Annotated in this window: 10 protein-coding genes and 1 pseudogene; 3 read left to right on the top strand and 8 right to left on the bottom strand. The window is 43.0% G+C overall.

Annotated elements, in window-relative coordinates; genetic code table 11:
- Both ABWO12_RS10965 and ABWO12_RS10960 read right to left on the bottom strand, forming a co-directional pair.
- A pseudogene (locus ABWO12_RS10965) lies at positions 1 to 350 on the bottom strand (S9 family peptidase); the annotation flags it as partial.
- Positions 351 to 449: 99 nt separating this feature from the next.
- Complete coding sequence (locus ABWO12_RS10960) at positions 450 to 3620, bottom strand: reprolysin-like metallopeptidase (RefSeq protein WP_353088969.1); 3171 nt, start codon at positions 3618 to 3620, stop codon at positions 450 to 452.
- A gap of 207 nt (positions 3621 to 3827) precedes the next feature.
- Here ABWO12_RS10960 and ABWO12_RS10955 point away from each other — a divergent pair, with 207 nt between their 5' ends.
- Entirely contained in the window at positions 3828 to 4940 is a 1113-nt protein-coding gene (locus ABWO12_RS10955; RefSeq protein WP_353088968.1) for an NAD(P)/FAD-dependent oxidoreductase, read from the top strand.
- A 7-nt stretch (positions 4941 to 4947) separates the two neighbouring features.
- On the top strand, positions 4948 to 5634 hold the full coding sequence (gene mtgA / locus ABWO12_RS10950; protein WP_353088966.1) for a monofunctional biosynthetic peptidoglycan transglycosylase: 687 nt from the start codon (positions 4948 to 4950) through the stop codon (positions 5632 to 5634).
- 37 nt (positions 5635 to 5671) lie between these two features.
- Here the strand turns inward: mtgA and ABWO12_RS10945 are convergent, their stop codons facing one another.
- Complete coding sequence (locus ABWO12_RS10945) at positions 5672 to 6052, bottom strand: DoxX protein (protein ID WP_353088965.1); 381 nt, start codon at positions 6050 to 6052, stop codon at positions 5672 to 5674.
- Between the two features lie 163 nt (positions 6053 to 6215).
- Between ABWO12_RS10945 and ABWO12_RS10940 the strand changes: the two genes are divergently transcribed.
- Complete coding sequence (locus ABWO12_RS10940) at positions 6216 to 7019, top strand: TIGR00266 family protein (protein ID WP_353088963.1); 804 nt, start codon at positions 6216 to 6218, stop codon at positions 7017 to 7019.
- A 113-nt stretch (positions 7020 to 7132) separates the two neighbouring features.
- Here ABWO12_RS10940 and ABWO12_RS10935 read toward each other — a convergent pair whose 3' ends face one another.
- The 5 genes from ABWO12_RS10935 to mscL form a co-directional block, all read right to left on the bottom strand.
- Positions 7133 to 7705: a type 1 periplasmic binding fold superfamily protein gene (locus tag ABWO12_RS10935; RefSeq protein WP_353088962.1), complete on the bottom strand. Its 573-nt coding sequence runs from the start codon at positions 7703 to 7705 to the stop codon at positions 7133 to 7135.
- Between the two features lie 27 nt (positions 7706 to 7732).
- Entirely contained in the window at positions 7733 to 10111 is a 2379-nt protein-coding gene (locus ABWO12_RS10930; protein WP_353088960.1) for a TonB-dependent receptor, read from the bottom strand.
- 33 nt (positions 10112 to 10144) lie between these two features.
- Complete coding sequence (locus ABWO12_RS10925; RefSeq protein WP_287784612.1) at positions 10145 to 10495, bottom strand: hypothetical protein; 351 nt, start codon at positions 10493 to 10495, stop codon at positions 10145 to 10147.
- Positions 10496 to 10583: 88 nt separating this feature from the next.
- Entirely contained in the window at positions 10584 to 11573 is a 990-nt protein-coding gene (locus ABWO12_RS10920; RefSeq protein WP_353088959.1) for an aspartate-semialdehyde dehydrogenase, read from the bottom strand.
- 167 nt (positions 11574 to 11740) lie between these two features.
- Positions 11741 to 12118: a large conductance mechanosensitive channel protein MscL gene (gene mscL / locus ABWO12_RS10915; RefSeq protein WP_073362000.1), complete on the bottom strand. Its 378-nt coding sequence runs from the start codon at positions 12116 to 12118 to the stop codon at positions 11741 to 11743.
- Positions 12119 to 12221: the final 103 nt, after the last annotated feature.

The following is a 12221-nucleotide window of genomic DNA, read 5'->3' as shown; positions in this document are numbered from 1 at the left end:
TTTTCCAGTTCGGGATAAAAGTCTTTTCCTAAAACCTTTTCTACTTTGGTTTCTTGAGAAGACAACAAATACTTCCCATTAGGCGATAGATTACGGTTGGCCACCAGTGCTTCTGCATTTTGAACCTCGGTAGCGGTACCCCCGGCAACAGGTACCGTGAAATATTTCGATGACGATTTATTTTCGGCCACAGAAGGCGTTGAAACTTTATATACTATCGTTTGTCCATCTTTGGTCAAACCCAAAGCGGAAACGCGCCCTAGTTTCCAGAGCATTTCTGGAGTAAGGGTTTGCGCACTTGCTGCAACACTCATAAGACTTAAGATTACAATGCCAATTTTTTTATTCATAATTCGTAACGTTTAGTGGATAGGAATAGTGATTCCGCCTTAAAAGTAATAAAAAAACCACTCCGAAGAGTGGTCTTTTTGGAATTGAAAAAACGGATATCATTGTTTGATAAATCGTTTTGTAGCGGAACCTTCAGCGGTAGAAACTTCTAGAAGATAGGTGCCTGGCGCAAGGTTTTGTACTTCAACACCTTCGCCTTGCGTGGTACCGCGTTGCACTTCTTGACCCATCACATTCACAATGCGGTAGGAAGCCTCTTGGGCTAAATCGGAAATGTACAATACATCACGCACTGGGTTTGGATATACTTTAACAGCCAACTCTGGTGTGCTTTCCTCGCCTCGAGCTGTAGCGGTAATGTTTACGGTGTAATCTTCCACTTGACCAAAACCGAAAATTTCACAAGCGGTGGGTACCGCATTGTACTTCATAGAAACACGCATACGGGTAGTTCCTAAAGCAGCGGTAGTGGGTATAGTGAACGAACCTGAAACTGGAGTTGTATTGGTAGGATTACGAGAAAATACGCGCTCTCCAGTATCCAAGAAATCACCATCGCGATTTAAATCGATAAATACAGCATAACCTTCACGGTAACGAGTAGCTGTCCACGTTGGAGTAATGGTGATCGTATTGGACACACCACGAACCAAATTGGTCGAGATAGCGGTAAAATCTTCATAACCGGCCGTTCCTGTTGAGGCATTATTGATGGTTCTCAATTGAACACGTCCGATACGCTCATCGGCAGTACTGTTTCCTTGGGAGGCACAATACGTTACCGAAGCCGTTAATGTGGTTACCGTAACCGTATTACTGTTTGCTGAAACGTTCCCTGCCGCATCTTTAGCGCGAACGTTAAAGGTGTAAGTGGTTGCAGCCGTTAATCCAGTTACTGCAAAAGTCGTGTTGGCCGTTGAACCGATTAAGGTTGTGCCACGGAATACATCATAACCTGTTACAGCTACGTTATCGGTAGCGCCAGTCCATGACAAATTGGTGCTTGTTGACGTTGTTCCTGACGCAGATAAGGTAGGAGCCGTAGGCGCAGTAGTATCGGGTGCTGAAGTAGTTACACTAACCGCATTACTAGCCACTGAAACATTTCCTGCTGCATCTTTGGCACGAACTGTGAACGAATAGGTGGTGGCTGGTGTTAATCCCGTTACTGCAAACGTAGTAGATGCCGTAGAACCCAATAATGTAGCTCCTTGGAACACATCGTATCCCGTCACAGCAACGTTATCGGTAGCCCCTGTCCAGGACAAGTTGGTTGATGTACCCGTTGTTCCCGAAGCACTTAAAGTCGGTGCTGTTGGTGCTTGCGTATCAGCTACACCTGAAGTAATGGTGAAGTTTGCATTGGAAACATCAAAGAAAATATGGTTGGTTCCTTTCACCATAATACGACAAGTTGTACTCGGTGTATTCGGAATAGTTACGGCTTGCGTTCCATCATTGGGGGTCGCCGCTAATAAGGTTGACCATGTGGAGCCACCGTTGGTAGAAAGCATGATATCTACATTGGCACAATTCACTCCATTGGCAGTAGTTCCTGCTACATTCCAAGTAATGGTTTGAGACGTTCCGCCTGTGTACGACACAGCAGTGTTCGGTGCTGTTACTGTAAACGGACCTGCAGTACCATTTACTGTGACAATCATATCGTCGCTGTTGTTGTTACCCCCACCGACACGGTTGTCGCGAACGGTTAAACGGAAGTTCATGGTACGTGCCACAGAGGGCAGGGCCTCCACGGTAATTTCAGTTCCCGCAGTGGTGGTCGCTCCCGCTAGGATCGATTGCATTCTTGGGAAATAACGCACAGCAGACGTAGAAGAATTGTAGGAACGGAACGTAGGACCACTTGTACGTGTAGCACTCGCAGCTGAACTTGCACCTGTAGCTGTAGAAGCGGCATTGTCAAACTGTTCCCAATTGTAAGTGATTACATCACCATTGCTGTCAGACCCCGCTCCTGTCAACATGAAAGGCGTGCTACGTGGAATCGTATAATCCAAACCGGCATTGGCAGTGGGTACTGCATTTCCGGTAGGCGTATTTACTGAACACGTTTTGGCTTTAATATTGTTGGTCACTTGCTGAATACTAAACGCATGGAAATATGCATCCGAATTCGGCTGCACATCTTGACTGGTGATTCCTGCATACCCCATAATGGTAGATCCAGATCCGGGTTCCATATTAGCTCCTGTTCCTTCGTTACTCATTGAAAAGGTATGATTCGCTCCAAATTGGTGACCCATTTCATGCGCTACATAATCGATGTCAAAGGTGTCGCCAGTCGGAATCGTACTCGATGTAAAAGCACTTCCTTTTCCTGAGGCGCATATACAACCGATACACCCGGCGTTACCATTATTAGAAGCTCTCACAAACAAATGTCCTACATCATAATTGGCATCTCCAATCACAGAAGTTAACGTTGATTGCAATTGACTGTTGTAGTTTGTGGTATATGGATCGGTTGCTGCATCGGTATAAATTACCAAGTCAGTATTGGCAATCAACACCATACGCGCATTGAAATCGTTTTCAAAAACCCCGTTAACACGCGTCATTGTGTTATTAACTGCAGCTAACGCTAAGGCTTTGGTACCACCAAAATAGGCGGTATATTCCCCTGTACACGATAATGCCAAGCGATAGGTTCGCAATACACCATCGTCGGCATTTGGACGCGCCTCCATACTGTTGGTCAAGACTTGAGCCATAGGCTCGTCATCCACCAAACAACGGAAGGTATCGGCAGCAATATAGGAACCTTTTTGAAAAATGGTATATGTATTTAAATCTTCTGTTAGGGGTTCGATAAACTCTGCTTTACGATCGGCACCAAGCACCATTGATTTAAATCCTAGGGGTGAAACACTGAAATAAGCCGTTAACGTCGGATGATCCACACCATACCCGATATACGATTTAATTTCAGGATATTGTGCTGCTAATGCGGGATCCATATTGGAGTTTTCAAATACTTGAAAACGCTCCATAGCTCCTGTGCTGCTAGGAATTTCCACGATAACAGCACTCGAACGACCCGTAAAGTTACGTTGAGGCGCGGCTTGTAAGGCTGCTTTAAAATCATTGACGCGCAAGTGCATCATATTTTGTTCCGGAAGTTGCATACGACTCTCCAATAAGGGTGTATTTCCTCGCGAGGCCGGACTCCAAAACGAGCCCTTTTGCTGTGCCGTTGCCAAACCGGTAAAGGCCAAAAGAGCAAGAGTTAGTAATCTGTATTTCATATTCAATCGCTTTTTTAGGTTATGAGGTCGAAAATATTAAGTTTTTGTTAAGAAATCGACCCCCATTAACAAAAGATATTAACAAATCGACAAAGTGCATGGCTTAAAAATAGGCATTTAACAGCATTTTTTCTATTTTATTAATACATTCCTAATAATCCGCCAACACAAAAAATCTATGTATTTTCGTAAAAAAAATAAAGCGTGATGACCTATAGTTTTTGGGAACTAAAAAATTGGTTTACCCATGTCGATTACACCATCGTGGGGAGTGGAATTGTTGGTTTGCATTGCGCTTTACGCTTACGAGAACGGTTTCCACAAGCTAAAATACTTGTGCTGGAACGCGGGATTTTACCCCAAGGTGCCAGCACTAAAAACGCGGGGTTTGCCTGTTTTGGCAGTATTTCGGAAGTTATTGACGACTTGAAAACGCACTCAGAGGAGGACGTAATTCAATTGATCCAAAAACGTTGGGAAGGCCTACAACTGTTGCGTAAAAACATCGGCGATACTGCGCTAGATTTTAAGCCACACGGCGGGTATGAACTGTTTTTAAAAGAAGATGAAAGCTTATACCATGAATGTTTGCAGAAAATTCCTTTCGTCAACGACCTTTTAAAACCGCTTTTTAAATCCGATGTATTTGCACGAGAAATGGATCGTTTCGACTTTAAAGGCATCCACGAATATGTTGTTTTTAATCCTTTTGAAGCCCAAATCGACACAGGAAATATGATGCAGGCTTTGTTGCAAAAAACAGCGGCGGCGGGCATATTGATTCTCAACCAAATGGAGGTTAAAAACCATTATGAAAGCAACAATCAGGTGCAAGTTGAATTGGAGCAGCTTAGCTTTTCAACCCAAAAATTGCTCTTCACTACCAACGGTTTTGCGGGTGGATTAACCCAAAATGCGGTTCGTCCCGCACGTGCCCAAGTGTTGATTACCGAACCCATTCTGGACTTAGATATTCGAGGAACCTTTCATTTGGACAGGGGGTATTATTATTTCCGTAATTTTGAAAACCGAATTCTGCTGGGCGGCGGAAGAAATTTGGATTTCGAAGGGGAAACAACAACCAAGCTGGAAATCACAGAAAAAATTCAAAACCGTTTAGACCAGCTATTAAAAGAAATAATTCTTCCGGGTAAAGAAGTTAACGTTACACATCGATGGAGCGGTATAATGGGCATTGGAAATAGTAAAAAACCCATAGTTGAACGTTTATCAGAACACACCTATTGCGGGGTGCGAATGGGCGGTATGGGTATCGCCATCGGGAGTTTCGTTGGAAAAGAATTAGCGGACTTGATATAATCTAACCATGAGACGATTCTTAAAAATAGTACGAAAAATTATCCTTTGGTTTTTGGGTTTATCCATAGGTGCTGTCATTCTATTTAAATGGGTTCCCGTTCCGTTTACCCCTTTAATGATCACCCGTGCTATCGAAAACAAATGGGAAGGCAAAGAAATGATTTGCAACCACGATTGGGTACCGCTAGATAGCATTTCGGTCAATCTACAACGGGCCGTCATCGCCAGTGAAGACGGTACTTTTGAAGAGCATTGGGGTTTTGATTTTACCGCGATGCAAAAAGCATTTAAAAACAACCAAAAAGGCCGACGCATCAAAGGGGGAAGTACCATTTCACAACAAACCGCCAAAAATGTGTTCCTGTGGCAAGGGAGAAGCTATGTGCGAAAAATTTTTGAAGCCTATTTTACCGTTTTGATTGAAGTGATTTGGGGCAAAAAGCGCATCATGGAAATATACCTCAACAGCATCGAAATGGGCGAAGGTGTATATGGAGCCGAAGCTGCTGCAAAGTATTGGTATGGCCATTCGGTACGATCGTTAACCAAACGGGAAGCGGCCGGTATTGCTGCTATTCTACCTAATCCCCGTAAATACAAACCCGTCAATAGCTCGAGCTATATTGAACGACGTAAAGATAAAATACTGCGAATTATGCGGCATGTGAAACGTCCCGCTTATTTGGAACCTTAAAAAAAAGCGTTATTTTATAAAACAACGCTTTTCTTTTTTATAAAAATAACGATCGGTATTGCGACCAGTGTTTGTAAATCAAAATGCTATTCAACACGGCAATTACCAAAGCCACGAGCATCCCTGAAGCATCTAAGAATAAATGAAAGAGCACTATATTTATAGAAATTGGTGCCAACATGATTAAGGCAAAGGCAACCCATTTTCGTGTCAATAGTAATGCGCCAATAAAAACTTCTAAAATCCCTAATACTTTCAAAACATATCCCGTAGCAGCCAAGGAAGTCATAAAGGATGATGCATTATCAGGCAATTGTGGTAAAGGAATAATAGGTGATGGAAGAACTTTGTTGAGTCCAAAAACCACCAAGACGAGACCCAGCATTATTCGGACAATTTTAGTAAACATTGAATTCATAATATACAAGTTTATTGGTTATCATTATGGTAAAAATATAACATTATTTATTTATTTTTTGTATTTATAGTGTTAATTTATGAAAAGCGTCTTTTTTAAAGTTACTCAATTGTTACGTTTAAATAAAAATTTACACTTATTAGGTATAAAAAAGAGAAACAACATGAAGGCACATGAAATTGATTACACCATTTACGGTGAAGAAATGCAATACGTTGCGATAGAATTGGATCCTCAAGAAGTAGTGGTCGCCGAAGCGGGAAGTTTTATGATGATGGACCACGGCATCCAAATGGAAACCATCTTTGGCGATGGATCTGCGCAACAATCCAGTGGAATCTTAGGAAAATTACTCTCGGCGGGAAAAAGGGTTTTAACCGGCGAAAGTTTGTTTATGACTGCTTACCAGAACCAACATTCCGAAAAACGCAAAGTTTGTTTCGCTTCGCCTTATCCAGGCAAAATTATTCCGATTGACTTACAACAATACAACGGAAAATTTATTTGTCAGAAAGACGCCTTTTTATGCGCTGCCAAAGGAGTTGCCGTTGGCATTGAATTTTCGCGCAAACTGGGCCGTGGTCTTTTTGGAGGAGAAGGATTCATCATGCAAAAACTAGAAGGAGACGGAATGGCATTTGTCCACGCTGGGGGAACTTTAGCCCGTAGGGATTTGAGACCCGGCGAAATCCTAAAAGTCGACACCGGTTGTATCGTAGGGTTTTCACAAGAAGTTGATTATGATATTGAATTTATCGGCGGCATCAAAAACTCATTATTTGGTGGCGAAGGACTCTTTTTTGCTACACTACGCGGACCCGGTACGGTTTACATTCAATCACTTCCCTTCAGCCGTTTGGCCGATCGAATCATTGCCTCTGCGCCCAAAGCCGGGGGCAGTTCTCGTGAAGAAGGCAGCCTTTTAGGAGGTATCGGCAACTTATTGGATGGAGATAATCGTTTTTAAACAAAATGAGCCCGATAAAATATCGAGCTCACTATTATCAAAATTAATTATAAATTTGTCTAAACTTTTGGGTGCAGTCTAAAATCGTTAGGCTTTTTTTTGAATCTTACCCATTAGTTGATGGTAATTGGATATTGTACTTGTGCATCGGTACTTCCGTCTGCATTGGTAATATCGCCAGCCGCAACTCCAGCCGCCGCTTTGTTAGGCATGTGTCGTAAAGTCACTGTTAAATTGCCCGTTCCAGCATTTCCTGATACATAATTGAAAGAAAGGCCAATCGGTCTTCCAGAAGAATCTGAATCGGTGTAGGTAAATGTTCCTAACCCACTTGTCGGTTGGAAAAACACTTGGTGTTCTAGACCTTCTGCTTGGATTTCTGCCGTTTTATCCTCCGCTGGAGTTTCTGTCTCGTTCAAGAAACTTACCGTTCCTGTGTAAGCGGTGTTTGGTGCTAAATTCCCCGAAGCTGTTACCACTGGGGCATTGGGTCCATCTCCATCCAAATCTTTTGAAGTCAAGGTAATCACTTGTCCACCTCCTGTTAAGCGAACTGTTACGGTGGTAATTACCTCTTCTTCATTAACGGGCGTATTGTTATCATCGCTACAGGATACCATTCCAAGAGTTAAAGTAGCTACAGCAAGGACACGAATTGATTTTTGTACTTTTTCTAAAGTGTTCATTTTTTTCATTTTTTTTAAAGTTAGAAGTTAAAAATTGTAACGTAATTGAACTTGAATATTTCTTTCCATTTCATCAGCAAAAAAACGTTGCCGATTCAAATAATTACGATACCTGGTATTTCCGATATTTTGCACCCCGAATCCTATAACCCACTCCGATTTATTTTTAGCAACCAAAGTAATTGCCGCATTCCAATCCCATAACACATACCCTGGCGGAGGCGTACTCACATCAACGGTTACAGGCACCAACTGATTATTGACAACAATTGACGCATCAATATTCGTATTGGGATAACGGTGTTGCTGCGTCATCCATAAACAACGTAATTGGGTAGTCAACCCATGCCATTGTGGATATTCAAACTGAATATGTTGGGTGAAATTTAATGGTGGAATATCAATAATTGGCGTATCGGTCGTTTGATCTTGCGCATAGATCATGGCCCCCATCACGCCATAACTCCAGTTGGCATTCCAACGCACATGAGCATTCCAATCTAATCCCAACAGCAAAGCGTCAGTTCGTTGGTATTCCCAAACGGGAAAGGCACCGCGAATGGTGGTTTCAAAACCTACCGGCCGTAAGTACATAAAATCTTGAATACGATTCATGTATGGGGTTGCTGTCAGGGTGAATGGAGTACTTCTATAATTGATTTCCAAAGCGGTTTTTAAAGCTTTTTCCTGCGTTAAATTCAAATCGCCCAATTCAATCATTCCAGTAGCATGATGCAATCCATCACTAAACAATTCAGAAGGATTCGGATTGCGTACGGCCCGGCCCAAACTCAGGAGAAAATCCCAACGTGCATTAGCATTCCAGCGTATCCCTGCCGAAGCACTGAGGTTGTGGAAAAGAAACTCTGGACGGGTATTCCATTGCGTGCCTACGTCGCCTACAATAAAATGGTCAAATTGAGGGCTGTAATTGCGTTCGTTCCAACGGGATTTGAGGTAAAACTTTTGGGCCATCATTTGCGAAAAATCATACCGAATACCCGCTTCAGCAGTCCATTTTGGGGCAATAGCATATTGATATACCCCATACAACCCAAAATCCACTTTCTCATAGGTGGGAATCAAAGGCCGAATGCCCGTATCAGGACTCGCTGCATTGTGCTGGTATTGTCCTATGAAGCCCGCTTTTAAAACCGACTTTTCCGTTTGTTTTTTGTAATCCGACAATACGGTGTGCGTGGTCAACGTCAAATCCAACGATGGCGTGTTTCGGGCTTGTCCCCTACGGATATCATATTCATAGCGTTGATTGTATTGCATTTCATATTGGGTATTCCACCTTTCAGAATCGGAGAGTGTATAATTCAAAAATAATTTTCCTCGCATGTGACGTACTTCCTGTTTGGGATTGGAAATTCCGTACCCAAAATCATCCACAAAATACGGCTGGCCGCTGGTTATGGCATAGTACAAATCGGTGACGTTCCCAATATGAGAAGCGGTTAAAATGGCCATTTGCGATTGATAAAAACTCGCAGCAGCACCCCAAACCACTTTTTTCCCAATATGTTTCACATCACCACTAAACGAATACTCTCGGCTCCCCGAGTTGGACAGCACATAATCGGGAGCTTCTCGATCGCCAAAATACTTCATCCCTGTTTGTACATTCCATGCCCAATCGCAAAAATTTCCACGGTGAACAGCGGCATTGACTGCTCCTCCGCGTCCATTTGAGTGCAAACTGACTACAGCGCTACCCGAAAGCGTATCTTTGGCGAATACATAGGGTTCAATAAGTATAAGTCCCCCGATGGCATCACCGCCATATTGCAACGCACCAGCCCCTTTGATTACACTGATTTTCCCTGCCGTATTACTATCAAAGTTGGGGGCATGATCAACCCCCCATTGTTGGTCTTCACTGCGAATCCCATTGACTACCACAGGAACACGACTGCTGTGCAATCCTTGAATGACTGGTTTTGCAATGGTACTTCCTGTTCTCAAAATACTTACGCCGGGAATTTCAGCCAAAACTTCAGCCAGACTTCGCGCTGCATTTCGTTGTAACTCGACCGTCTTTACTTTGGCTTCCACCACAAGACCTTTGTTGGAAATAGGATTTCCTTTAACAGCTACTTCTTGCAATACCACAGGGTCTTTTTGCAAGCGGAGCACCAAATCTTGTGCTTGGGTTACCACAACAAGCGTATCCTTCCGTAAGTAACCCACATAAGTAACAAACACTTTGTGCTTGCCTTGGGGGACATTGCGAAATTGAAATGTGCCGTCTTTTAGTGCATTGACGGACTGGTCGGAAAGGTGAATATGCGCGCCTTCGAGCGGTTGCTGTTGGGAACCATATACAATCCCCGTTACGGTGTGTTGCCCAAATAATAGGAAACCCCACAGCAAGGAGATAACATAAAAAATTCTTGACATGGATAATGCATTAAGATCATACAAACGAATGTATTATCCTAAAGGCGGTGCGCGAAGGGCGGGGTGAAAACCGGAATATCCGGAAATCGAAATACTATGGAAAGAAAATAATTCCTTGGGGAAATTGGAATCCGGCCAAAGCGTGAATCCCAATGCAATGGGTTTTAAGTAAGCCCCAAAGGCAAACTCACATTGAAAACACTTTTCATAATCATGATGCGCGTGAGAAACCTCGGTAGTCCCTTGGGTATAATGATGATGGCAGTGCGCAGTTTCAAATTCGTGCGCAATATGACCCACCGCATGGACCGCCTGCAACACGACAACTCCCAAAAAGGCGAGGGATAAAATACCACCAAAAAGTAACCGACGAACATTCATCATGGGTCAAAGATAAAGTTTCGGCAAAAAAATTCCCGTCGATTTACCATTTTTTTAAGAACCGACGGGAAGATATTTTGTAGGAAGCGGATTATACGAGTCCTTGCGCTACCAAATACTCGGCAATTTGAATGGCATTGGTGGCCGCTCCTTTGCGTAAATTATCGGCCACTACCCACATATTTACGGTATTCGGTTGACTTTCATCTTGGCGAATGCGGCCCACAAATACCTCATCTTTACCATGAGCATACAGCGGCATGGGATAGGTGTAGGTATCGGTATTGTCTTGCACAGCTACGCCGGGTGTATGATGCAAGATTTCGCGGATTTCATTCAAGTTACACGGATGATGAAACTCTACATTCAACGCCTCACTGTGGCCCCCAACTACGGGAATACGAATGGCGGTGGCCGTCACATGAATCGTGTCGTCACCAATGATTTTCTTGGTTTCGCGGGTGAGTTTCATTTCCTCTTTGGTATAGCCGTTGTCTTCAAACACGTCGCACTGTGGAATGGCATTGCGGTGAATTTGGTATTTGTAGGCCATTTCCCCTTGCACGCCGGCATATTCATTTTCCAATTGTTGTACCGCTTTCACCCCTGTTCCGGTGATGGATTGATAGGTTGAAACCACCACGCGTTTTACGCCATATTTTTTGTGTAAAGGAGCCAAAACCATCACCATTTGAATGGTAGAACAGTTGGGATTAGCGATGATTTTATCGGCTTTAGTCAATTCGTGCGCATTGATTTCGGGTACGACCAATTTCTTGGTTGGATCCATGCGCCAAGCCGATGAGTTGTCGATTACCGTGGTCCCCACTTCAGCAAATTTCGGTGCCCAATCAAGGGAGGTTTGGCCGCCAGCGGAAAACAACGCGATATCAGGGTGCATGTCTACTGCTGTTTGCAATCCGACTACAGTGTAGCCCTTCCCTTTCCAGGTGATTTCTTTTCCGACCGACTTCTCGGAAGCGACGGGAATTAATTCGGTTACGGGAAAATTTCGATTGGCTAACATTTGTAGCATCACTTCGCCTACCATACCGGTAGCACCAACAACGGCAACTTTCATGGTCTTTATGTTTTAAGTTGAAATTTAAGTAGTTTGCGATTCAAGAAACGGAGCGGCTTCTTGAACAGTCACGCAAAAATAACGAGAAATTACGTCGGTTGGTACATTTTAAAAAAGAAAAACCACCCGCATCGGAGTGGCTTTAGTTTGAATATATAGGTAGCGGTTTACTTCTTCAATAAATCGCGAATTTCGGCTAACAATTGCTCTTGTGTGGGGCCCGCAGGCGCTGCAGGAGCGGCTTCTTCTTTTTTCTTCGCGGCATTCATGCCTTTCACTAAAAGAAATAATACAAAAGCAACGATTATAAAGTTAATTATTGCAGATAAAAACATCCCATATTTGACTCCTCCCAAAATGGTTAAATCTTCAATCTTTTGAAGATTTGCTGCTTCTAAAGCAGGTTTCAACAATAAAGGCGTAATTACATCGTCGATGAATGAACTTACAATTTTACTGAACGCACCACCGATAATTACCCCGATTGCTAAATCAACCACATTGCCTTTCATGGCAAATTGTTTAAATTCTGATACCATTCCCATTTTTATTCGTTTTTTAAGGTTAGTGTATCAAAGCTATGAATTTTAACAATAAATTTAGATTTTAAACATAAAATCTTACTCCCGATAAAAAATTCGCTTCACC

Source organism: Flavobacterium sp. (genome assembly GCF_040379285.1).
Lineage (GTDB): Bacteria > Bacteroidota > Bacteroidia > Flavobacteriales > Flavobacteriaceae > Flavobacterium.
Note: the sequence above shows the minus strand (reverse complement) of the source record. Positions and strands in the feature narration are given on the sequence as shown.

Bases quoted from the DNA above. Each gene is read 5' to 3' on its own strand.
- mscL (WP_073362000.1), bottom strand. From the start codon at position 12,118: ATGGGAATGGTATCAGAATTTAAACAATTTGCCATGAAAGGCAATGTG.
- ABWO12_RS10945 (WP_353088965.1), bottom strand. From the start codon at position 6,052: ATGAATTCAATGTTTACTAAAATTGTCCGAATAATGCTGGGTCTCGTC.
- ABWO12_RS10955 (WP_353088968.1), top strand. From the start codon at position 3,828: ATGACCTATAGTTTTTGGGAACTAAAAAATTGGTTTACCCATGTCGAT.
- mtgA (WP_353088966.1), top strand. From the start codon at position 4,948: ATGAGACGATTCTTAAAAATAGTACGAAAAATTATCCTTTGGTTTTTG.
- ABWO12_RS10960 (WP_353088969.1), bottom strand. From the start codon at position 3,620: ATGAAATACAGATTACTAACTCTTGCTCTTTTGGCCTTTACCGGTTTG.
- ABWO12_RS10940 (WP_353088963.1), top strand. From the start codon at position 6,216: ATGAAGGCACATGAAATTGATTACACCATTTACGGTGAAGAAATGCAA.
- ABWO12_RS10920 (WP_353088959.1), bottom strand. From the start codon at position 11,573: ATGAAAGTTGCCGTTGTTGGTGCTACCGGTATGGTAGGCGAAGTGATG.
- ABWO12_RS10925 (WP_287784612.1), bottom strand. From the start codon at position 10,495: ATGATGAATGTTCGTCGGTTACTTTTTGGTGGTATTTTATCCCTCGCC.
- ABWO12_RS10935 (WP_353088962.1), bottom strand. From the start codon at position 7,705: ATGAACACTTTAGAAAAAGTACAAAAATCAATTCGTGTCCTTGCTGTA.
- ABWO12_RS10930 (WP_353088960.1), bottom strand. From the start codon at position 10,111: ATGTCAAGAATTTTTTATGTTATCTCCTTGCTGTGGGGTTTCCTATTA.